The 22230-nt window shown below is 63.7% G+C and carries 22 protein-coding genes; 13 read left to right on the top strand and 9 right to left on the bottom strand.

Going from position 1 to position 22230, the window contains the following annotated elements:
• Nucleotides 1-80 precede the first annotated feature (80 nt).
• Nucleotides 81-950 (bottom strand): ImmA/IrrE family metallo-endopeptidase, encoded by an 870-nt coding sequence (locus tag GGR11_RS13680; protein WP_183197747.1) that lies wholly within the window; start codon nt 948-950, stop codon nt 81-83.
• Nucleotides 947-1252: a helix-turn-helix domain-containing protein gene (locus GGR11_RS13685; protein ID WP_183197749.1), complete on the bottom strand. Its 306-nt coding sequence runs from the start codon at nt 1250-1252 to the stop codon at nt 947-949. Before GGR11_RS13685 ends, GGR11_RS13680 begins: the two co-directional genes overlap by 4 nt.
• Before the next feature lie 128 nt (nt 1253-1380).
• Here GGR11_RS13685 and GGR11_RS13690 point away from each other — a divergent pair, with 128 nt between their 5' ends.
• The 3 genes from GGR11_RS13690 to GGR11_RS13700 all read left to right on the top strand — a co-directional run bounded on the left by GGR11_RS13690 (nt 1381) and on the right by GGR11_RS13700 (nt 2638).
• Nucleotides 1381-1602, top strand: coding sequence for a DUF2188 domain-containing protein (locus GGR11_RS13690; RefSeq protein ID WP_183197751.1), 222 nt, complete (start codon nt 1381-1383; stop codon nt 1600-1602).
• A gap of 57 nt (nt 1603-1659) precedes the next feature.
• Nucleotides 1660-1920, top strand: coding sequence for a hypothetical protein (locus GGR11_RS13695; RefSeq protein ID WP_183197753.1), 261 nt, complete (start codon nt 1660-1662; stop codon nt 1918-1920).
• A gap of 247 nt (nt 1921-2167) precedes the next feature.
• Complete coding sequence (locus GGR11_RS13700; protein ID WP_183197755.1) at nt 2168-2638, top strand: hypothetical protein; 471 nt, start codon at nt 2168-2170, stop codon at nt 2636-2638.
• A 93-nt stretch (nt 2639-2731) separates the two neighbouring features.
• On the opposite strand, the gene GGR11_RS13705 is transcribed toward GGR11_RS13700, so the two are convergent.
• A complete protein-coding gene (locus GGR11_RS13705; RefSeq protein WP_221205270.1) occupies nt 2732-3394 on the bottom strand; it encodes a hypothetical protein in 663 nt (220 codons plus the stop codon).
• 375 nt (nt 3395-3769) lie between these two features.
• On the opposite strand from GGR11_RS13705, the gene GGR11_RS13710 reads away from it, so the two are divergent.
• Both GGR11_RS13710 and GGR11_RS13715 read left to right on the top strand, forming a co-directional pair.
• Nucleotides 3770-5761, top strand: a complete 1992-nt coding sequence (locus GGR11_RS13710) for an ATP-dependent nuclease (protein WP_183197757.1) — start codon at nt 3770-3772, stop codon at nt 5759-5761.
• The gene (locus tag GGR11_RS13715; protein WP_183197759.1) at nt 5758-7647 is read left to right on the top strand and encodes a UvrD-helicase domain-containing protein; all 1890 of its coding nucleotides are present in this window, start codon (nt 5758-5760) and stop codon (nt 7645-7647) included. The genes GGR11_RS13710 and GGR11_RS13715 overlap by 4 nt, the downstream gene beginning before the upstream one ends.
• A 94-nt stretch (nt 7648-7741) precedes the next feature.
• On the opposite strand, the gene GGR11_RS13720 is transcribed toward GGR11_RS13715, so the two are convergent.
• The 4 genes from GGR11_RS13720 to GGR11_RS13735 form a co-directional block, all read right to left on the bottom strand.
• Entirely contained in the window at nt 7742-8665 is a 924-nt protein-coding gene (locus tag GGR11_RS13720) for a nucleotidyl transferase AbiEii/AbiGii toxin family protein (protein WP_183197762.1), read from the bottom strand.
• Nucleotides 8652-9482 carry a type IV toxin-antitoxin system AbiEi family antitoxin domain-containing protein gene (locus GGR11_RS13725; RefSeq protein WP_221205271.1) on the bottom strand — a complete coding sequence of 277 codons (831 nt, stop codon included), beginning with the start codon at nt 9480-9482 and terminating at the stop codon, nt 8652-8654. The genes GGR11_RS13720 and GGR11_RS13725 overlap by 14 nt, the downstream gene beginning before the upstream one ends.
• A gap of 553 nt (nt 9483-10035) precedes the next feature.
• Entirely contained in the window at nt 10036-10446 is a 411-nt protein-coding gene (merC, locus tag GGR11_RS13730) for an organomercurial transporter MerC (RefSeq protein WP_312572339.1), read from the bottom strand.
• 264 nt (nt 10447-10710) lie between these two features.
• Nucleotides 10711-11160, bottom strand: coding sequence for a MerR family transcriptional regulator (locus GGR11_RS13735; protein WP_183197766.1), 450 nt, complete (start codon nt 11158-11160; stop codon nt 10711-10713).
• 81 nt (nt 11161-11241) lie between these two features.
• On the opposite strand from GGR11_RS13735, the gene GGR11_RS13740 reads away from it, so the two are divergent.
• The 3 genes from GGR11_RS13740 to merA all read left to right on the top strand — a co-directional run bounded on the left by GGR11_RS13740 (nt 11242) and on the right by merA (nt 13591).
• Nucleotides 11242-11643: a mercuric transporter MerT family protein gene (locus GGR11_RS13740; protein ID WP_183197768.1), complete on the top strand. Its 402-nt coding sequence runs from the start codon at nt 11242-11244 to the stop codon at nt 11641-11643.
• Between the two features lie 22 nt (nt 11644-11665).
• Nucleotides 11666-11974, top strand: a complete 309-nt coding sequence (locus tag GGR11_RS13745) for a heavy-metal-associated domain-containing protein (protein WP_183197770.1) — start codon at nt 11666-11668, stop codon at nt 11972-11974.
• Nucleotides 11975-12160: 186 nt separating this feature from the next.
• Nucleotides 12161-13591 carry a mercury(II) reductase gene (gene merA, locus GGR11_RS13750; protein ID WP_183197772.1) on the top strand — a complete coding sequence of 477 codons (1431 nt, stop codon included), beginning with the start codon at nt 12161-12163 and terminating at the stop codon, nt 13589-13591.
• 69 nt (nt 13592-13660) lie between these two features.
• Here the strand turns inward: merA and GGR11_RS13755 are convergent, their stop codons facing one another.
• Both GGR11_RS13755 and GGR11_RS13760 read right to left on the bottom strand, forming a co-directional pair.
• Entirely contained in the window at nt 13661-14950 is a 1290-nt protein-coding gene (locus GGR11_RS13755; protein WP_183197774.1) for a tyrosine-type recombinase/integrase, read from the bottom strand.
• 859 nt (nt 14951-15809) lie between these two features.
• Entirely contained in the window at nt 15810-17720 is a 1911-nt protein-coding gene (locus GGR11_RS13760) for a PAS domain-containing hybrid sensor histidine kinase/response regulator (protein WP_183197776.1), read from the bottom strand.
• Nucleotides 17721-17924: 204 nt separating this feature from the next.
• Between GGR11_RS13760 and GGR11_RS13765 the strand changes: the two genes are divergently transcribed.
• From GGR11_RS13765 to GGR11_RS13785, 5 genes are all read left to right on the top strand, one after another.
• Nucleotides 17925-18233: an STAS domain-containing protein gene (locus GGR11_RS13765; RefSeq protein ID WP_183197778.1), complete on the top strand. Its 309-nt coding sequence runs from the start codon at nt 17925-17927 to the stop codon at nt 18231-18233.
• Nucleotides 18230-18598: a response regulator gene (locus GGR11_RS13770; protein WP_008263549.1), complete on the top strand. Its 369-nt coding sequence runs from the start codon at nt 18230-18232 to the stop codon at nt 18596-18598. The genes GGR11_RS13765 and GGR11_RS13770 overlap by 4 nt, the downstream gene beginning before the upstream one ends.
• A complete protein-coding gene (locus GGR11_RS13775; protein ID WP_183197780.1) occupies nt 18595-20619 on the top strand; it encodes a chemotaxis protein CheA in 2025 nt (674 codons plus the stop codon). The genes GGR11_RS13770 and GGR11_RS13775 overlap by 4 nt, the downstream gene beginning before the upstream one ends.
• The gene (locus tag GGR11_RS13780; protein WP_183197782.1) at nt 20616-21137 is read left to right on the top strand and encodes a chemotaxis protein CheW; all 522 of its coding nucleotides are present in this window, start codon (nt 20616-20618) and stop codon (nt 21135-21137) included. The genes GGR11_RS13775 and GGR11_RS13780 overlap by 4 nt, the downstream gene beginning before the upstream one ends.
• 23 nt (nt 21138-21160) lie before the next feature.
• Nucleotides 21161-22230 (top strand): HAMP domain-containing protein (locus GGR11_RS13785; RefSeq protein WP_183197784.1); only part of this gene is annotated, 1070 nt, incomplete at its 3' end.

The following is a 22230-nucleotide window of genomic DNA, read 5'->3' on the forward strand; positions in this document are numbered from 1 at the left end:
CGGCCTATGCGAGAAATGGGATGGGCACCTTGTCCAACGGTTGACCGAAAATGAGTGTTCTGACGCCTTCAGCACGCGAGCTAGAGTCTTGGACTCCATCGCGCGACTAGGTCGTCTTCCTCTTCGTCCTCGTCATCTGTCGGACCGTCGGCCACCAGGAGCATGGTCACCGCGTACCCGTTCGCCTGCCGCAGAACCTGTTCAAGAACACGTGGCGCCGGACGACCCCAATCATGCTGAAGCCAGATCGTCCCATCCATCTCGATCCAGTCAGATGGCGCTGAAACGCCAGTGTTCGGCTTAACCTTGGTGGCGCAATCTGACGGCAGGCGACTTTTCCATTCAACGGCCAGCCGCGGGAAGTTCACGTGTGAACGGGCGTAACGGATCACTCCACCGTAGGAAAAGACGATGGCGCACGGTGTCGAGGTCAGCTCGACGAACCGGTTCGCAGCCGCTTCCAGGCTGACATCATAGGATCTCGCCAGCTTTCTGACATGACCGACGTCCGGAAGACCAAGTTGGTCCGCGTCGCGTTCGAACCAGGGCTTCGGCATGAGGATGCCCGCGGCGAAACGGTTGGCTTCGGCTTCGCGCCGTTGCGCGGGTGTCGCGAATCCACGCTCGCTGAGGTGCGCCTGCGTGCACTTCTGATTCCCAACGTGGGTGGGGATCAGAAAGTGACCGAGCTCATGGCCGATGGTGAACCGTCGACGGCCGCCTGGCACGCCCGGCCTGCACAGAATGATGCCCTGGCTCTTGTCCGGGTCGGTCAGCAAGGCTCCTTCGAAAGAGGTCGTGTCCAAATCCCTGATCTCGAGGATGTTCACGGCCGCCGCGAGCGCCTCGATCGGAACGGGCGGCGTCCAGTCAGGGTGATGCCTCAGGATGGTCTGGATCAGCCGCTCGGGAGAGCCGCAGTCCGCCAAATCCATGAGGAGCTCGCTCACGGCTTCTTCAGGGCCTCAGCCATGGCGCGAACGGCCGCCCAGGCCTTATCGTCCAGCTTACCGTCAAACTCTCGATAGAACTGAAGGGCAGGTGCCTTGTCCGCAGGTTCGCTCTCATCAGACAGGAACGCCACAGTCACCTTGTAATAGTCCGCCAGCCCCCTGAGCAGGTCCAGGCTCGGGTTGGTGCTGTCGCCGCGTTCAAGCTGCCAGATGTGAGCCTTGGACACGCCGACGCCGTCAGCGACCTGCTGGAGTGATTGCCCGCGTCTGACCCGCAGGTCCTTGAGCTTGGTGGCCAAAGACATTCGGTCCCTCGGAAACGCCGTACAGATAAATCATACGCGCCGGAAGACGGTGTTGACAAGCGTATCGTCGTAAACTATATCATACGATGCGTTCATCGAGAGCGAGAAAGGAGGTGAAGGAAATGGGCAAGAACCAACATGTCGTCCCCCACGCCAATGGCTGGGCCGTTCGTGGTGCGGGCAATGCGCGCGCAACCACGGTGCATCAGACACAGGCTGAAGCGATCTCTCAGGCACGAGGAATCGCTCAAAACCAGCAGAGCGAACTGCTGATCCACGGTCGCAACGGTCAGATCCGCGAGCGTGACAGCTTCGGAAACGACCCCTACCCGCCGAAAGGCTGAACCTCGAAAGGCCGCGTCATCCATGACGCGGCCTTTCGTTCATCAGGAGTACTCCCAATGCGCTTCGAAGGCGCCATCGTTCGCGAACAAGGCATCGTCTTCGCCATCGTCGTGGTGAAGCGGCACATCCTCGACAACAACGCGGAGGCCACCCGGGTGGCGCACAGCTTCCAGCCCGCCTTTCCCGGTCTGCCCGTGGTGCTGATGGCGCAGAACCACCGGGGCGCGGCGACCTATTTCGGCCGGCCCGACATCGCGCGTTTCCTGTCTCGCGTCCCCGTCAGCGCCATTCCCTGGCGTGAATACACTCTGAACTGAGGTCCCCATGATGAAGCTCCGTAGAATCCGCCCGCCACGGCCGCCCAAGCCCGTCGATCGTGTGCAGAACATGCGAACGATCCGGCCCTTGGGGAAAACCAAATGGGTCCGCGCCCATTGGCGCTGGGACTACGATCGTCACGCCTGGGAGTGGGTGCTCGGACATTGGTCGAAGTAGGGGCGCGGGCCCAGCATCCGACGCGCCGCCGCAGGGGTCGAATACCGCCCCGCCAATGGAGAAGCCGAAATGGACGGCCATAACTTCGAGAGGCTCAGGGCTCACATCCTGCCTCTGTCGCTATCGCAGGACTTCGACGTTGCGAGGCGAGAGTGGGGGCTTGTCGCGGTGGAAATCAGCGACGAGTGGGACCACTGTCCGTGCGGCCAGGACATCAAGGAGCATTGCTACATCCGCAATCGGATGACCGACCGCGAGACCTATGTCGGCAATGTCTGCATTAACCGCTTCATCCAGATCGACACCGGCAACCTGTTCGACGGGTTGAAGCGGATCGCGAAAGATCCCACGGCGAATGCGAACAGCGATCTGATCGAACATGCGATGCGCATGGGATATCTCTACGGCGAGAAGGAATACACCTTCCTCAAAAAGACAGTACGCAAGCGTATCCTGTCGGAGGAGCAACTGGCCTGGAAGGTCAAGATCAACCGACGCATCATCGCTCAAACCGTCGTTGTGAAGCGTACAGTCCGATAACTCCCTGTGCGTAATTCCGGGCTTTCGGGCTTAAAGAAACGGCGCACCCCAAGGAGGGTCCCGCACGGCAAATCCTTCAGTCGCGTCGCGTGTTTAGGGGCGTATTGCGATAAGCCCGGTGACCCGCTCCACCTTGCCCAGCCAGTTCGCCGCCTCTGCCCGCCTGTACTCCACCAGTTCCCGGATCGAGGCATAATCGTTCGGAAGGTTGCGGGCGAAGATCGGCTCATGATGGGCGATCCGGTTCCGGAACTTCCGAATCCTCTCAAGGTCGAGGAATATCTGCGCGCGCGCTTGCGCCACCGTCAGACCCGCAGGGATTCCAGGAAGGACGGTGCGCAGATGCGCGTCCCAGATCCGGCTGTCCTGTCCCTGAGTGAACACCTTTTCCCAGAACGCGAAATTGAGCTCTGAGACGACCTTGCCCACAGTTGGCTGACGCCCGGCGACCGTCCGAAGATTGCGCTGGGGATCGTAGTCTGTCTGCCGCCTAGGAACGGGCAGGCTCCTGATGAAACCGTTCACCCAAGGCCAGTTGGCGCCATGGACCGCCTCGATGGCGTCCCCCGCCGCGTTGCGGATGGCCACCTCGCACAGGTGAAGCGGCACCATAAAGGCTGCGGAGACTTCCATATTCCAAGCGTAAAGTTCCAACGCCTGGTCGACATGCCCCTGCTTGGCCTGCAGATAGGTCGCAAAACGGGGTGCCGATATGACGTCCGGCAGATCCGTTATTTCCTGCGGCGTGAAAGGCATTACGCTAACGTAGGCGGCAATGATCGGGGTTGTCGACGGAGTGACGGACTTTCACTTTCGAGTTGACACTTTCGCTCTAAAACCCCATCTGTTCGCCACTGGCTTTGAGACATGCGGGCGAAAGCCTCCCCTCATCGTCGATGGAATACGGAAAGCCCGCCAGAGATGGCGGGCTTTTTTTTTGATCGACGTGGCTTGGCGTGTGGTTCCGGTGAGGGCACCCAGAAAAGCTGGTCGGGTGGAGGTCGTCCACGCCATCACGTCACAGGCCAATGGCTCAGGATCACCCCTTGTCGGGCCTGGCAAGGGCGGCCAGAACAAGCCACAGGCAAAGGTTGCGGCACCTCAGCCCGTCGCGTCCAGGGGAGTGGCGTCTTGCACATCGAACGACTCGAAATTTCCGGCTTCCGATGCTTCGGACCAAACCCTATCCCGATCTATCTCGATGAAGGACTGACCGCCTTCGTCGGGGTGAACGGTGCAGGGAAGACCGCCGTTATGCTTGCGCTTCAGCGGCTCTTCGGTGTTACGCCGGACCAACGGAGGCTTCGGCGACAAGACTTTCATGTCCCGGCTGCGGAAGTGAATCCGCCCAACGAGCGCCGGTTCACCATAGAGGCGGTTCTGGCCTTTCCGGAGCTCGACGATCCGCTTGCGGACGCGTCCGCCGTTCCTGAGTTCTTCTCTCAGATGGCCACGGACGACAGCGGAAGAATGAAATGTCGCTTGAGGATGGAGGGGATTTGGACGGATGACGGCTCCATCGATGGGGCAATCGAACACACCTATCGCGCCGTTCGGACGATGGGCGCCTTTACGGACGCTGAGTGTTCGGACCTGAAACCCAAGGATAGAGCCAGAATCCAGCTCATCTATGTACCGGCCTCGCGCGACGGCATCTCGCAGGTGACGGCCTTTTTGCGTGGACGCTTGTGGCGGGCAATCAGCTGGTCGGAAGGCACGCGGACCACGTTCGCTTCGGCGGGCTCCGCCCTGAACAACGCGTTCTCCGGCGAGCCGGCGGTAGACGCCGTGGTCGCAGCAGTCACCAGGCGATGGCAGCAGGTCCACACCGCAGGCACGGACTCCACGCCAGTGTTTCGGCCTATCGATCTCCGGTTCGAACAATTCATCCGCAAGGCTGAGGTCTTGTTCCGCCCCGACGAGACAGGGCGCGAACGTGGTCTCGATGAGTTGAGTGACGGCCAGCGATCTCTGTTCCACCTCGCCATGACCGCGGCGACGCTCGACGTAGAATCGAACCTGGCGACGGATCCCAGCCCTGATGGATTTCAGTCCGGCGGCATCAGCGTTCCCGCCTTGACCCTGATCGCCGTCGAAGAGCCAGAAAACAACCTCGCGCCGTTCTACCTCTCCCGTATCGTCCGACAGATCCAGGAACTGACCGCAGGGTCACGGGCTCAAGCCATGCTCTCGAGCCATTCGCCAAGCATTCTGGCGCGGGTGAAGCCCGAGCAGGTCCGTCATTTCCGCCTCGACCCGAAAACCCGCGCCTGCCGCGTGAGAGGGATCCGATTGCCTCCGATCGCGGACGAGGCTTCGAAATTCGTTCGCGAGGCTGTGCGAACCTACCCCGAGCTCTATTTTGCCCGTTTCGTGATCCTCGGCGAAGGTGCCTCCGAAGAGGTGGTGCTCCCGCGCCTCGCCGAGGCCCTTGGCCTGGACATCGATCGGTCTTTCGTGGCGGTGGTTCCCCTTGGGGGCCGCCACGTCAATCACCTGTGGCGGCTGCTTGTCGATCTGGACATTCCGCACGCGACTCTTCTGGATCTGGATTACGGTCGTGCGGGCGGCGGCTGGGGGCGCATCAAGACCGCCTGCGCGCAACTGATGGAAAATGGCGTTCGGCCTGACCAACTTTTCCAAACCCCGAGCCCGGCGGGTCCTGCTGCCGACCTGGCGGCCTTCGACACCTTCGCCGCCGCCAACTGGACAGACATTCAGACATGGGCGCGATCTCTTCGAAGGTTCAACGTCTTCTTCTGTGAGCCGCTGGATTTGGACTACTCGATGCTGATGGCATTGCAGGCCGCCTATTCGGCTCCAGAGCCGGGGCGGTCCGGACCGTCCCCGGCCGGGGAACCGCGAGACGCCGTGTTGGGCGACCGCGGCATTCACGCCCTCTACGACTCTAGCCAGGATAGCCTGCTGCGTTGGTATCGTTACCTCTTTCTGGGGCGAGGCAAGCCAAGCACGCATGTTCGGGTTCTGAGCGGTCTCGACAGTCCGGCCCTCGCGTCGGCGGCTCCCGAGGAACTGAAGGCCTTGCTCGGCTCCGTCGCGGCCCAGCTCGATCCCCCGCCGCCGGCTGCGCCCGGGGCTCTGACTATATCGCCAACATCATGACGTTACGGTTCATCGCGCCCGACGACTGGAGGCCGCGCGGAATCGATGCCCTCGAACCGGCCGCCTGGACCGCGCTCCGCCACCCGGGATCGACCTCCGTGGTCGCAGGCCCGGGGGCGGGAAAGACAGAGTTCCTGGCCCAGAAGGCGACCTATCTGCTGGAAACAGGCCTGTGCCGCCCGCCTTTCCAGATCCTGGCCATTTCCTTCAAGGGCGATGCCGCCGGCAATCTGGCGGACCGCGTCAGACAGCGATGCCCTGCGGAGTTTTCGGATCGGTTCACGTCGATCACTTTCGACGCCTTCACCAAGAACCTGGTCGACAGATTTCACACCGCAATTCCAGCCGAATGGCGCCCGACGAAGCCCTACGAGATTGCCTTCTGGGATTACAAATCGACCAACTATTGGCTCACTCGAGCACGGCTTGCGGCGCCAGATCCATGGAAGGCCGAAATCGAGGAGATCGGTCCTTCGAGTTTCGAGGGTCGCACGGTGGGGGCCAGACGCATGCTCGTTCCCCACCCGGAACCGCGATCCGGGGCTGAGTTTGCGACGGCACGGTGGTGGTCGGAGCAACGGGGTGCGGGAGATCCATCCAACCTGACTTTCGTCACGTTGAACCGCATGGCCGAGTTGCTTCTGAGATCAAATCCTCAGATCGCGAACGCACTCCGCGCCACCTATCCCTTCATCTTCGTCGACGAGTTTCAGGACACCACCTTCGCCCAGTATGATTTCCTCTATTCGGTCTTCAGGGGCAGCAGCGCCGTCATCACGGGTGTCGGAGACGACAAACAAAGGATCATGGGCTGGGCCGGCGCGAGACCCGATGCCTTTGCCCGATTGGAAGCAGACTTCCATGCTCTGCGGGTGCCCCTCCTCTTCAACTTTCGTTCTTCACCGGATCTCGTCGCCATCCAGCATGTCGTCGCACGCGTCCTCGACCCATCGTCGCCACAGGTCTTGGCCAAGACAGGCAAGCTTATCGACGGCGACGTGGCCCAGATTTGGAACAGCCCGACATGCGCTCAAGAAACGCGCCATCTCGCGACGTGGTTGGCTAGCGACATGACGCGGAGAGGACGTCGCCCACGCGACTATGCGATCCTCGTCAAGCAGAAGGCGGAGGCGGTGGACACCGAACTCCGCGCGCCGATGGCCGCGAGCGGCTTGCGTATTCGCAACGAAAGCGCGCTGGTCGGCAAAGTCCCGCTTCAGGACCTGCTGTCAGACAGCCTCTGCCGACTCGTCGTCGCTGCGCTGAGGCTCGGATCTGTCCAGCGTTCGCCTAAGGCCTGGCAGTATCTATCCGCCGCTGTCTCGGCGCTGAGAGCGATCCCGCCCGGCGACGATGCTGCGGACGCCCGGGCTGAAGCCGCTCTGTCCCGTTTTCTGGCCGGGCTTAGGAAAGACATGACTGAAACCGCGCCCTCGGCGGAGGCGGCGGTTAACATCGCAGAGGCCGTGTTGACCTTCCTCGATCCCGCGGCCGTTCAAAGAACCTATGTTGAATATGGAGCAGGCAATCTTCTCGAGATCGTCGTTGAAGGGCTCCTGCAGCACCTGATGGCATCGGCTACTGGGGTATCGACCTGGTCCGAGTGCTTGGATGCCTTCGAAGGTCTCGATCAGATACCTCTGATGACCGTGCATAAGAGCAAGGGGCTTGAGTACGACACGATCGTCTTCATGGGGCTCGACGACCAAGCTTGGTGGGCGCACAAACCCGGCGACAAAGAGGGCCTCGCCGCGTTTTTCGTCGCTCTCTCCCGAGCGAAGCAGCGGGCCATCTTTGCGTTCTGCCAGCAACGTGGCCAACGATCAAAGGTAGCCGAGCTCTACGCGCTCCTAGGGCAGGCTGGCGTTCCGGAAATCGCCATCTAGACCCGACGCGCAGACGCCTAAACGACCGTTTTGTCAGTTGCTCATACCGTCCGAACCTCGGAGTCTGTGAGCATGCTGCGGTCTGGCGCTATTGTCAGACTGATTGCGGCCAAGTCTGTCGAAGCCGTTCGACCATGTCCGCGCGCCGGGCGGGCTCCAGGCGGTCGAGGTTTAACTGCTTCCAGCGCACGGCGGGGAGGTCGGCGGCGTCGGGCAGGCCGATGAGGTCCCAGTCGGGCGCGCCGGCCTTGAACCCGATCAGGAAGGTGCGGTGCGCCTCCGGCATATCGTCGACGATGGCAGTGATCAGGGCGGCGCGCGCCGCGATGAGGTCCTCAAGGTCCACTGGGTCTTCGGTCATCCCATCGAAGCCGCGTTCGAACTCCTGGGTCAGATCCTTGGGATTGGCGCGGAGCACCTCGGCCATGGGCCGGTGGTGGCTGGCCAAATAGATCACAAAGGCCTGTCGCAGTGCCGGCGTGATCCCCTCGTTGGCCAGAAGGTCGCGCACATCGAACAGGTCGCGGGGATGCTGGCGGTCCAGCGCCGCCATGATCTTGCCGGCATAGAGATCCGCGTGGGAAACCATCCGGGCCTCCGCATAGCCGAAGCGCTCTTCCACTGCCGCTGAAACCGGACGGACCTCGGGCTCGAACACCACGCCGCGCAGGACCGGCGTCACCTCCACCTTGATCACCGCGCCGTCCGCGCGGACGAGCAGCTTGTCGATCACGGGCTGGGCTCCACCCTTGCCGCGCACGACGACCGATCCCGGCAGGGCGTGTTCGATGGCGTCAGCGATCCGCCTCAAGGCCGCGTCGATTGCGGCGAGCGATGTGTCCCGATCCTCAACCGGCAGATAGGTCAGGTCGATATCCACCGACAGCCGCGGCAGATCACGGACGAACAGATTGATCGCCGTGCCGCCCTTAAGGGCGAAGACAGGTTCCTGGAACACGAGGGGGAGGGTTTGGACGAGGAGGCGGACCTGCCGGGCGTAGACGTCACTGACCGGCATCGAGCGACCTCGGCACGGTGATCTTGTAGGTCGGGTCCAGTCTGCCGCCCTTGGCGAGCACGCGGTTGCCGCTGCCCAGATCGATGGTGTTACGGTCCAGGGCTTTAAGCCACGCATGAGCGTGCCGATCGGCGAAATAGAAGAACAGGCGTTTGACCTTCACGCTCACGCAATCCTCGAGCAGGCGCTGCAGCCGTCGCGGGCTGAGGGTGGCCAGGGCGCCCATCAGCTGATCCACTTGGTCGAAGCTCTCATGATCGGGGAGTTCGTCCAGAAGTTCGAGGATGGCGCGCTCGGGCGTCGACTGGCGCAAGGGCCATTGCCAGTGGCCCAGGGGGGTGTCCACCACTGCGGCGCGGGCCCAGTCCGCCAGGAGGCCGGTCTGGCTGGAGTCCTCGCCGAGCCGGGCGACCTCGAAGTATCGGGCGCTGCTGAACAGCTTCTGCGACGGATGATATTTGAACGCGACATCCAGAGGCAGGTCGGCCAGCCAGGTCGGCGGGGTTTCGTCGCCGTAGAGATGAACCTCCTTGCGGGTGGCAGGAAGGTAGTGGGCGTAGCCCTGGAGCTCGAGCGCGGTGCGTCCTCCCACGACGACGGAATAGTCGAGCAGGGCCTGGAGCGACAGCACGGCGACCGGCCAGTCGAGGGTTCCGCGCGGACGTCGATAAACGCGGCGCGCCGTGCGTTCCAGGCGCCCCGAAGCGACGTATTTGGCCCTCAGCGAGTTGGGATAGCCGTTCTCATTCATCCAGCCGGAATCGACCAGGAGGCCTTCCGGGAGGATACGTTCGAGCTTGTTTAGCTTTCCCAGCATTTGAACACTCATAGTGTCCTAATATGAAGATTGTCAAACATATTGGTTTGCCATTCTTGAAATTGGAACGCCGTGAGTGTCTTACTGCGCTCAAAGTCAAACCATGCATGGTGCGGGATTGATACCAGCAAGTCGCCCCGAGTTCAGGCCTTGGCACTGCATCGCTCGCCAATCAACTCTGTAAGCGCCCGAACCGGATCGTCACTCAGATGCCAGCGTAGTCGGCCGACAAATAGTCCAACAGGCGCCAAGCGACGTGGGCCTTCGGTTGAAGCCGGAGCTTAAAATAAGAGCGACACGGGAGCTGCTAGGGATTGGTCCTCACGCCACTTCTTCGGGTCTAGCTCGCGTAACCAGACCGGCCGTATCGCTTCGGCACGGAGATAGGGTCTGTGGACCCTGCAGATCTAAGGAGCAGATCTAAGGACATGGCTCAGCACGCTGAACCTCCTCGCCCATCGTCCCTGTTTTGACGCACGATATGGCAGCGGGTGTGATCCTACGACGAGAGGCCTTGGTGCTCATCTGCTCGTCTTACCGGGGGAAAGGAAACTCAAGCCGCACCGGCGAGCCTCCTTTTCGGTGTGGACACCAGATCCCAGATCGACACAGCGATCATCAACGTCAGACTTGGGTAAAGGAGCCAAGCCGTGGGCCAGCCAAAGCTCGCCATCAGCAAGGCGGCGGCCAATACCAGCAGAGGTCCGACCATGCCCAGGGTCATTCTTGACCATCGCCGATGGCGCATCCCGCTGGCCACGTTGGCGGCCAACGCGATAACCGCGAACAGAGGGAGCAGGTAGCGGATGAAGACCCCTTCATACTGACTCAAGAAGCCTAGACCCAAAGCTGCGGCCAAGCTGCCGAGTGCGGGAAAACACGCCGCGCAGCCCATAGCCGCAACAATCGCGCCGACTACGCCCGCTTTATCAGCCGCGCGGGTGATGGGTTCTTGGTCCGGCACGCTTTTCCCTCGGGAAGCTGGAGTATGGCGATCTGAGCCCAGCAAGTGTTGAGCGCGCTGGTGTCGATCGTCTCGGACAACCGAGTAGGGTCTGTAGTCCCTACAGATACAAGAGCATTCTTGTCTTTCCAAAATCCGTCGGGTCGATTGCGTGACGAGGCGAGGCTCGCCGTGATGGACTAGCGCCAAAAAATCAACCGCCAGCCCCGGATGAGGCGGGATATAAACGTCCGAACCTGAAAGCTGCGGGCGGGCAGGGGCCGTTCAGGGCACCGGCCGGGTTCCAGCCTCGGAATCAAACAGGGCTTCCAGGATCGGGCAATCCGGCGTGGCGCCGTCGGCGCAGCGCGAGACCATCTCGACGAGCACCTCTTCCATCTTCCTCAGAGCAGCTAGCTTGGAACGGACGTCGCCCAGATGGGCGGCAGCGACCACGCGCGCCTCCGCGCACGGAAGATCGCGCTGTTCGGCCAGTTCGAGCAAATCCCTTATTTCATTCAGCGTGAACCCGAGCTCCCGGGCCCGGCGCACGAAATTGAGCCGGAGCAGATGACCGCGGCCATAGAGGCGGTGTCCACCCTCGCTGCGAGCAGGCGCGGGCATCAGGCCGATCTTCTCGTAATAGCGCACGGTTTCGATGTTGACCCCGGTCCGCCGGGACAACTCGCCGATAGGAAGCTGTGGGGCCGTATCCCGCAGGGCCGATTTGTCCATGAAGCGTTTTACCTCTTGTATCTGTAGTGACTACAGACCCTACCTTGTGTGTCTCGACCAGTGAAGGCGTGAGGAGTGTTAATGGCAGACGGCAAGCAAGAGTTCGGCGGACACTCGGCGCGCACCGACAAACCCATCGCTCGCGGGTGGCTTGCCGTCGGAGGACTTGCCGCCGCGATCGGCGCCACTTCCTGCTGCGTACTGCCGCTGGCCTTGTTCGCGCTCGGGATCAGCGGGGCATGGATAGGCAACGTCACGGCGCTGGCCCCCTACCATCTTTATTTCGTGGCCGCCGCCGTGGTGCTGCTGAGCCTCGGCTTCTTCCGGGTCTACCGCCAGCCCCGGGCCGCCTGCGCCGACGACGTGACCTGCGCCCGGCCGGCCTCGACGCGCCTCGTCAAGATCGCGCTCTGGACGGCGACCCTGCTCGTCGCCCTCGCCCTCGCATTTCCCTATGTCGCGCCGCTGCTGATCGGCGCCTGAATTTTTCCTGGAGACTTCGATCATGACCCTTTCGGTCCGCAACGCTCTCGTCTTCGCGGCGGCTGTCTTCACCGCTGATGCCGCCCAAGCCGCCGAACGCACGGTGAGGCTCGACGTTAGCAATGTGACCTGCGTGACCTGCGCGCCCATCGTCCGCCGCACGATCTCGCGCATCTCCGGTGTTGAAGCCGTGACCGTCGCCTTGACCCCGGGCGGGAGAGGACAGGCCGTGGCGACGGTGACCTACGATGACGCCCGAGTGACGCCGGCCGCCCTGGCGCTCGCGTCGACCAGGGCCGGCTATCCCGCGCGTGTTCAGGCGCGCCGATAAACGCTGCCGGCGTCCGGTCGTGACGCCTCGAGGCCGACATTCAAACTCTGTCGCGCGGCCAGTCTCCGCGTCAGCAGACGCTCGTGATGACATCCAGCTCTCGCCGCTATCCGACGTAAGCCGGGCAACGTCGGGGTTGACGCCGCTTTGTTAGCGGCAAAGTCTATTCAGAAGGATCCGGACAATATGAGTGATTGTTGCACGCCCTCAGGGGATATCGCCAAGACTTACGATCTCGTCGTGGTCGGGGCGGGGTCGGCCGGGTTCTCGGCCGCCATCACGGCGGCGGAACAGGGCGCACGGGTCGCGCTCGTCGGAGACGGAACGATAGGCGGCACATGCGTCAACGTCGGTTGCGTGCCGTCCAAGGCGCTGATCCGGGCCGTCGAACCCCTGCACCAGGCCCGGGCCGCTTGCCGCTTCGACGGCGTCCGGGCCTCGGCCGCCATCGCTGACTGGTCCGCAGCGGTTCGCCAGAAAGACAGACTGGTCGATGACCTTCGCCAGGCAAAGTACGAGGACGTGCTGCAGGGTTATGACGCCATCACCTACCACGAAGGCCCGGCGAGACTCGTCCAAGGCGGCGTGGAGGTCGGCGGCGTCCGACTGATTGCGGACAAGGTGATCATCGCGACCGGTTCACGTCCGGGGGTTCCAGCGATCCCCGGCATCGAATCCGTGCCTTATCTGACCAGCACGACCGCGCTCGAACTGGAGGCCCTGCCCCGATCGATGCTGGTGATCGGCGGCGGCTATATCGGGGTGGAACTGGCCCAGATGTTCAGCCGGGCGGGCGTCCACGTCACCATCGCCTGCCGCTCCCGGCTACTGCCTGAGGGGGAACCCGAAATCAGTGAGGCGCTGCAGCGCTATCTCGTGGACGAAGGCGTCACGGTCGTAGCGGGGGCAGTCTACGGGTCTATCGACGCGTCCGACGAGGGGGGCTCACTCAGGCTGACGCAAGCCGGTGGCAAAGAAACGATAACCGCGGAGCGCGTTCTGATCACAACGGGCCGGGTTCCCAACTCCGACGAGCTGGGGCTTTCCGAGATGGGGATCCAGATGTCGCCAACGGGAGGCGTCGTCATCGACGACCGGATGCGCACGACGCGCGCGGGCGTCTATGCCGCAGGCGATGTCACCGGCACGGATCAGTTCGTCTATATGGCCGCCTACGGCGCGCGACTGGCCGCTAGGAACGCGCTGAACGGCGACACCCAGGTCTACGACAATCGCGCCATGCCGGCGGTCGTTTTCACGGATCCGCAGGTTGCGACGGTGGGACTGACGGAAGCCGCAGCCCGCGCGGCCGGTCACGATGTGCAGACCTCGATGATCACCCTTCATCACGTTCCTCGCGCGCTCGCGGCCAGGGACACGCGTGGGCTCATCAAGCTGGTGGCGGATCGCGGCACGCGGCGACTCCTCGGCGCGCACATTCTGGCGCCTGAAGGGGCGGACAGCATCCAGACGGCGGCGGTGGCCATCAAGTGCGGAATGACAGTGGAGCAGTTGGGCGACACGATCTTCCCCTACCTCACGACAGTCGAGGGCCTGAAGCTGGCCGCGCTGACGTTCAACAAGGACGTCAGCAAACTGTCTTGCTGCGCAGGTTGAGAGGTACGACCGGATGCTTTCCACTTCGCCACCTGTCGGGTTGGCGAAGCCAGTCGTCCAATGTTTCCTTCAGGTCTTGGGACTGAATCGCTCACCAATCCGCTCTGCAAGCGCCCGAACCGGATCGTCGCTCAGATGGGCATACCGTTCCGTGGCGCGACTGTTGGCGTGTCCCAGCGCCTTGCCGATCATCGGGAGACTGGCCCCGTCCGCCAGGGCGAAGCTTGCGAAACTGTGGCGCAGGTCGTGGATGCGGACGCCTTCCAGCTTGGCTTTCGGGAGCACCTTGTCGCGCCAGATCTTGGACTCGGAGGTCGCATATCCGTTGTCGCCCTTGGTGGCCGGAAAGACAAACTGGCTTCGACCGCGGGTCTTGTAGAGACGCTGCAGGATTCCGAAGGCCATGTCGTTGAGCGAGATCCGACGATCCCCCGTGCGACCGCCCGCCTTGGTGCGGCTCGGCGGTAGCACGAGCCGGCGCCGGTCAAAGTCGACCTCCGTCCACCGCAGGCCCGCGATCTCGTTGCGGCGCGCGCCTGTCAGAAGCAGAAGCCGATAGACCGCGCCCTGCCGTTCGGAGATCGTCGCATCCGCCTCCAGGGCGTCGAGTGCGGCGATCAAACCCTGAGCCTGGGACTCGGACAGGAAGCGTTCGACCGCCGGTCGGAGCTTTCGTTCGACCTTCGCGCACGGGTTCGGGCCGGCGAAATGCCCCTTGTCGATCGCCCAGTTGAAGGTCGCGCGCAGGGTGGAATAGGTCCGGTCCGCGATACCCGCCCCGCCCTTGACGATGGATCGACCACGAAGTTTGGTCTTCACATCCTTGGCGGTCTTCCCGGCCGTGATCGATCGGATCATCCCGGTGATGTGGTCGCGGGTGACCGTATCAAGCGCCATCTTGCCGAGCAGGGGAACGACGTGGCGCTCGAGGTTCGTCCGGTCCATGGCCCATGACGAGTCCCGTTTGGTCGGTTTGTCGTCCGGCCCTTTCTCCAGATACAACTCGACCAAGCCTTTGATGGTGAGACCCTCGATGCGCCTGCGTGCTTCGCCGGGATCGATGCCGCGCCGCGCATCGACCACCACCGACGCCGCCTCCTTGCGAGCCCGATCCGCCGTGAGCTTGTCCGGCCCATCCCCATGCTCGCCGAGCGTCAGCCAGCGCTGGATCCCGCGGACCCGATACTTGATGGCGAACATCCTTCGGACAGGCTTGGCGGCATGGCCCTGTCGGGTTTCGGTCCCAGGATAGATTCGAAGACAGAAGCCTGCGATCTCGCTGTCCCAGATTCGACCCTCGCCGATCTCCGGAACGGGCGCGCTCTCAACCACTCGCTTGGTTAGTTTTTGCTTCGTCATGGCGATAGAAATATACGCTCATTTCCGAGCCACCGCTACCACTCCGCTACCAACTCAAGTGAAACCGTGCGAAACGCTCCGTAACCGGATAAACAAGAAAACCTATGTAAAACAATATGAAAAGCTGATTTTTGGAACGTCCTGAAAAGCCCGGAAATGCTGATCCCCAACATTGCCAAGGTTGGGGTCGAGAGTTCGAATCTCTTCGCCCGCTCCAGTCGAGACCAAGGTAGACAAGCAGTTAGCCTTCCCCTCCGGGGTCCCAAAAACGGCTTCCCAGTCACCCGAGCGACCCTCTGGGAAGCAGTGGGAAGCGCAAAATATCACATCGTAGAAAGCCCCGACGCGACTTCGGTCAGTTGTGGTGACTTTGCGCGTGCGTCGTCGCGTCTGCAAACAGAAACCTGATGGGCTAGAGTGGGGGTCAGACGACCGTGGCGGCGTGACCAAAGCGACCTGGATGTCTCTGGTCACGCCTGCACGGCGTCATATCCAAGCGCACCCAATTTGTTCGTACGGCATATGCGCCATGCGATGGAGCAGGAAGACCTAGCGGTCGCGGGGGCGAGATCGAGGATGGCTTTTATCAGGGCTGTCCGCTCGCCGGGTCCAAAGCTCTCGTCGGTCTGACGCCTCCCCCTAGCTCTGAGCTTGGTCATGTTCTCGCTCCTCCTGGTCGAGCGCATTTTCCACTCGATTGAGCGGCGACCTCAGCCAGGGGCGCTGCTTCCTGAACACCGTCATAGAGGCCCTGCCCCTGACCGTCAGGGACGCCCCGGACGGCCACAGCGCCCGCGAGGGCCTGTCGCGGCGGATCAGGCCTTGCCACCTGCTTCTATCGGGACGTCGAACTCGCGTCCTAGATGTTCGCGTGACGGTCCAGGGGCGTGCGGGCCGGGGCGTCCGCCAGCAGGGCCTGGATTTCGTTGAAAAGCAGGGCGAGGGTGAAGGGTTTGCCAAGGTGGCGGTCGGCGCCCGCCAGCCGCGCCGCTTCGACATGTTCGGGCTGGGTGTTGGCGGTCAGCATGATGACCGGAACGCGGGCCCGGCCCGCCGCGCGTTCCGCTTCGCGAATACGGGCGACCGCCGTGATCCCGTCCATGCGGGGCATCTGGATGTCCATCAGGATGACGTCGAAGGTTTCGCGTCCGGCGGCTTCCACAGCCTCGACGCCGTCTTCGGCCGTCGTGACGTCCGCAACGGACTCCAGCATCATTTCTACGATCCGGCGATTGGTCGGATGGTCGTCGGCGACCAGGACGCGCAACCGGTCAACCGGGTCGGCCGCGACTTCCTCTGTAGTTTGAACAGGAGCGGTGGACAGGGGCAGATCCAGCCAGAAGACGGATCCCCCGTCTTCACGCGGCGCGGCGTCGAGGATCCCGCCGAGCGCCCGCGCGGCTTTCCGCGCCAGGGCGAGGCCCAGGCCCATGCCGCCGTATTCGCGGGTCAGGGCGTCGTCCTGTTGCCGGAACGCGGCGAACATGGCCGCCTTCAGGGCGGGATCGAAACCGACGCCCGTGTCCACGCAGGCGAAGCGAACGCCCCCGTTCTGGCATGGATCGACGGTCAGGCGGATTTCGCCCCGGTGGGTGAACTTGACCGCATTATTCAGCAAGGGCGTCAGCACCCGCTCTATGCCCGCCGGATCGCCGACCAAGGCTGCGGGAAGAGCGGGGGCGATCTCGACGACGAACGCCAGGCCCTTGGCCCTTGCGGCCTCGCAAGAGGGGCGGGCGACCCGCTCGATCAGGTCGCCAAGCGCGAAGGTCTCGACCTCCGGCGGCCCTTCTATCCCGTCCAGGCGAGCGACGGCCAGCAGTTGCTGCAACTGATCCTGCAACACGGCGGCCGAGGCGCGGATCATCTCGGTGACTTCCTGGATGTCCGGCGCGGTCGAGCGGGCGGCGAGAAGATCAACTCCGGCGATGACGCCGTTCAGGGGGGTGCGAATCTCGTGGCTGATGTTGGTGACGAAGGCGCTGCGGGCGCGGTTGGCCTGTTCGGCCTGTTCCAGCGCCTGATAGAGGGCGTCGGCGTCGCGCTGTTTCTGGGTGATGTCCTCGGTCAGGCCGATCAGATGGCGCACGCCCTCGTCGTCATAGGTCGCGAGCTTGGTGGCGGCCAGATAGCGGAACCCGGCGGCGGCATGATCCTCGTACACCGTCGACTGGGAGCCCATGCCCGGTGCGGCGTCCGCCGCCCATTCAGCGAAGGCGGCGGGCAGGATGTCGGAGGCCCGCAGTCCCGTCAGCCCCTCGAACCGACCGAACAGTTTCTCCGCCGCGCGGTTGGCCAGGATGTAGCGGCCCGTCCGGGCGTCCTTGACGGTCAGGGCCAGGGGCAGGACCTCGATGACGGTGTTCAGGAAGGCGGCGGTCTCGGTCTCCTGGGTGACGTCCTCGGCCTTGACCAGAAGGCGCACGATCCGCCCGGCCTCGTCGCGAACGGCGCTGACCGTCGTGTCCAGATAGACCGCCGACGACTGTTCAGTGGTGAATCGCGTGCGGAAAGAGAAGGCCCGGCCCGCCTGGGCTTCCTGGACGCCGCGATCGATGGAAAAGCGGCAATCGACCGGCCAGGCGTCGCGCCAGGCCATGGTATGGGGCGCAGGAGGTTCCGGCTGGAAACGCCGCGCCGCACGACTGACATGGACGATCCGTCCCTGCGGGTTCAGCAGCCATATATAGGCGGGCGAGGCGTCCGCGATCTGGCCGTGGAAGACGTCGCCCTCATAGCAGGTTTCATCATCTGCATCGACGTAGGTCAATTCGGACCCCCCTGTATTCAGCGGTTCTGCTGAGGATCCCAGCCTAGTCCGGGAAGGTGAAGTCGAAGTGAACGACACAGCCTTGCGTTGCTTATGGTCAAGCTAGGTAGATTCACCTACCGGAGTTTTGAAGGCGGTTTAACGCACATCGTCAACCATGGGATCAGTTGCATGGCTCTGCGTCATGCGTCGTGGGGATGGGGTATGACGAAACGTGTGCTGATCGACGCTGCTCTCGTAGTGAAGAACGTCGTCGTCCTTCGCCAGGCGATTCTCGACGCCTTCGAGGAAGACGACACCATCAGTCTCGACCTTGCCGATGAACAGCCCGTCGATCTTTGCGGATTGCAGCTGATCGAGTCTGCGCGGCGCCAGGCCCGGGCGGTCGGCAAGACCCTGGTCCTGGAACGTCCGGCGACGGAATTTCGGCCAGTGCTCGACGCAGCCGGCTTCCTGACGGACGCCACGGCCGACGATCTCCAGTTCTGGCTTCACCAAGGACCCGCCCAATGACCGCCTCGATCCTCACGGTCGATGACTCGCCCAGCATCCGCGTCGCGCTGAAAATCGCGCTGACCAACGCCGGCTATTCGGTAGCCGAAGCGGTCAACGGAGCCGAGGGCATTGAAAAGGCCAAGGCCAGCGCCTTCGACCTGATCATCACCGATCTGAACATGCCCGTCATGGACGGCCTGACCATGATCGAAGAGATGCGCCGGATGCCCGATCAGATGGGCGTGCCGATCGTCTTCCTGACCACGGAATCCGACGAAGGATTCAAGGCGCGGGCCAAGGCCGCAGGCGCCACCGGATGGCTGACAAAGCCCTTCGATCCCGATCAACTGGTGCGTGTGGCCAAGAAGGTGCTGGGACGATGAGCGACGAAGCTATCGCCGTTTTCCAGGTTGAGGCGAGAGAGAACCTGGAGTTGATCGAGCAAGGCCTGCTCGATCTGCTGGACCGACCCGAGGATCGCGATCTGGTGGACGCCGTTTTCCGGGGCCTTCACACCCTGAAGGGATCGGGGTCCATGTTCGGCTTCGACGCCCTGGCCGGTTTCACCCATCACTGCGAGACCGCCTTCGACCGCGTCCGCAAGGGCGAGGTGGCGGCCACGACCGACCTGGTCTCGGCCGTTCTGGCGGCGCGGGATCATATGCGCCGCCTGATGGAGGATCCGACGGGTGATCACGGCGCGGCGGGCGATGTCCTGCTGGCCGACCTGGAACGGGCTGTGCGCGAAGCGGACGGGAATGCGCCCGTCGCCGCCGCCCCCGTCCAGACGGCCTGGCGCATCCGGTTCGATCTGCCGTCCCACGCCTTCAAGAACGGCACCAATCCACTGGCGCTGCTGGCCGAGCTTCGCGACCTGGGCGAGGCGCGCGTCGTGGCCGACGTCTCGCGCGTGCCGCCGTTGAGCCAGATCGAGCCGACCGACCACTATCTGGCCTGGGACGTGACCTTGACCACCGATCAGGGCCGGGGGGCGATCGAGGATGTCTTCATCTTCGTGATGGACGAAATGAACCTGTCGATCGAGGCTCTTGACGCGTCCAATGCGGACGCGGTCGTTGCGGACCAGACCGGTCCGGCTGAGGTCGTCGCCGAGGGTCCTTCGATCCTGCCCCAGGCCGCCGCACCGGCTCAGGTCGCCGCGCCGGTCCAGTCTTCCGCCCCCACCGCTCCGGACGCCGCCGAGGCCGGCGTCGCCAAGACGGCCAAGCCGAGCGAGAGCGTGCGGGTGCCGGCCGATCGCCTGGACGAACTGATGGACCGCGTGGGGGAACTGGTCATCGCCCAGTCCCGCCTGAGCCAGATCGCCAATTCCGGCGTCGACACAGCCCTGCGCGCCGTCTCGGAAGAGATCGAACGCCTGTCGGGCGAGCTGCGCGACACCATGATGGTGCTGCGCATGGTGCCGGTGGCGACCCTGTTCGGCCGCTTCCGCCGCCTGGTCCATGACCTGGCCCGCGAGACCGGCAAGGTCATCGAACTGTCGACCGACGGCGAGACGACCGAGATCGACAAGACCGTCATCGAACGCCTGGCCGACCCGCTGGTCCATCTGATCCGCAACGCCGCCGACCACGGTCTGGAGACCGCCGAAGATCGCGCGGCCGCCGGCAAGCCGGCCACCGGCCGCATCCGCCTGTCGGCCCATCAGTCGGGCGGCGAGGTGGTCATCACCATCCGCGACGACGGCCGAGGCATCGACCGCGACCGCGTCCGCGCCAAGGCGGAGGCGCAGGGCCTGATCGAGCCCGGCGCCGCACTCAGCGACCACGACCTGCTGCAGATGATCTTCCATCCCGGCTTCTCGACGGCGGCGGCGGTGACCAATCTGTCCGGCCGCGGCGTCGGCATGGACGTGGTCAAACGCACCATCGAGGCGCTGCGCGGCTCCATCGACATCGCCAGCCGGCCTGGCGAGGGCTCGGAGGTGTCGCTGCGGATCCCGCTGACCCTGGCCATCATCGACGGCCTGCTGGTCCGCGTCGGTCAGGGCCGCTACGTCATTCCGCTGGGCGCCGTCGAGGAATGCCTGGAACTGTCGCTGGACGAGGATCTGCGCTCGCGCGGCCGCAGCTTCATCTCGCTGCGCAACAGCCTGGTGCCCTATCTGCGCCTGCGCGAGATGTTCGAGACCGGCACCCCGCCCGAACTGCACCAGAAGGTCGTGGTCGTCTCGACCGGGACCGAGCGGATCGGCCTGGTGGTCGATCAGATCATCGGCGACCACCAGACGGTGATCAAGTCGATGTCCAAACTCCATTCCGGCCTGCCGACCTTCTCGGGCGCCACAATCCTGGGCGACGGCGGCGTGGCCCTGATCCTGGACGTCGGCCACCTGGTCGCCAAGGGCCAGCAGCAGGAGGCGCAGATGCGCGAAGCCATATGAGCACCCAGGCCGAAATCACCACCGCGCCCGGTTGGACCGGCGCCGAACAGGTCGAGGTCCTGACCTTCGAACTGAACGGAGAACTGTTCGCCCTTCACGCCGTCGGCGTGCAGGAGATCATGGACCTGGCGCCCGAGACCGTGGTGCCCGGCGCCGGCGCCTTCGCCGGGGCGGTCATCAACTTCCGCGGCAAGGTCATTCCCTTGTCCGACCTGCGCGTGGCCTTCGGGCTGGAGCGGGGGGCCGCCACCATCGACAGCCGGATCGTGGTCATCGAGATCGAACTGGCCGGCGAACCGACCCTGGTCGGCCTTCGCACCGACAAGGTCCATGAAGTCACCACCCTGGCTCGCGCCGACTCGGAGGCGCCGCCCAGCGTCGGCATGCGCTGGCGGCCCGAGTTCATCCAATGCCTGGTCAAGCGCGGCGGCGAATTCATCGTCGTTCCCGACCTCCAGGCCATCTTCAACCAGCAGCAGGACGCCCGTCAGCCGGTCACGTCCGCCACCCGTCATTGACCGGCTCTTCGGGGAGATCAGCCATGCGTTTCACCATCAAAGCTAAACTGGCCGCGGGCTTCGGGATGATGATCGTCCTGCTCGTCGGCATCGCCGGCCTGGGTATCTACAGCCTGGGCAGTCTGAACCAGACAATCACTGATGTGATCGCGGGACCTGCCAAGCGGCTCGAAATTTCGCAAGAAGCCAACATACGTCTGCTCGAGGCGATCCGCGCTGAAAAGAACCTGATCCTGTCGACCTCCGCTGAAAACGCGGAACGCCAGATCGCGCAGGAAGCGGAAGCTCGCGAGGCCATGGCCGAATTGCTGGCGACCGGCAAGGAAAAGGCGGTTGAGACAGCAAAGCCGGATTGGCAGCGACTGGAAACCCTTCTGGCGAACATGACGACGCTGCAGGCGCGGATGGCCGAAATGGTCGCCGCCGGTCAGACGGCCGAAGCGGCCGCCCTGTCGTCCGGGGAGGGCCGCAACAACGCCAATGAAATGACCGATCTGTTCAAGAAGATCGTGGATCGTAACTCCTCCGCTATGGTCAAGGCCGATGAGGACACGGGCAAGCAATACGCTGACACCCGCAACCTCGTGGTCGTCCTGACCCTGGCGGCTCTGGCCATCGCCGTGGCCTTCGCCCTGTGGATCGCCCTGGGCATCAGCTCGGGCCTGAGCCGCCTGATGACCGTGGCCGACGCCGTCGCCGTCGGCGACCTGGACGAGCGGGTCGAGATCAAGTCGAACGACGAGATCAAGGACCTGGTCAACGCCTTCAACAGACTGACGGACAATCTGAAGGCCACCGCCACCATGGCCGATGAGATCGCCAACGGCGACCTGACGGTCCAGCCCAAGCCGCTGTCGGACAAGGACACGCTGGGCCTTTCGCTGCAGTCCATGGTGGAGCGCCTGCGCGGCGTGGTCGGCGACGCCCTGTCGGCCGCGGACAACGTCTCCTCGGGCAGCCAGGAGCTGTCGGCCACCTCGGAACAGATGAGCCAGGGTGCGACCGAACAGGCCGCCGCCGCCGAACAGGCCTCGGCCTCGATGGAAGAGATGGCCGCCAACATCAAGCAGAACGCCGACAACGCGGCCCAGAC

The organism is Brevundimonas mediterranea (assembly GCF_014196125.1).
Classification (GTDB): Bacteria; Pseudomonadota; Alphaproteobacteria; order Caulobacterales; family Caulobacteraceae; genus Brevundimonas; species Brevundimonas mediterranea.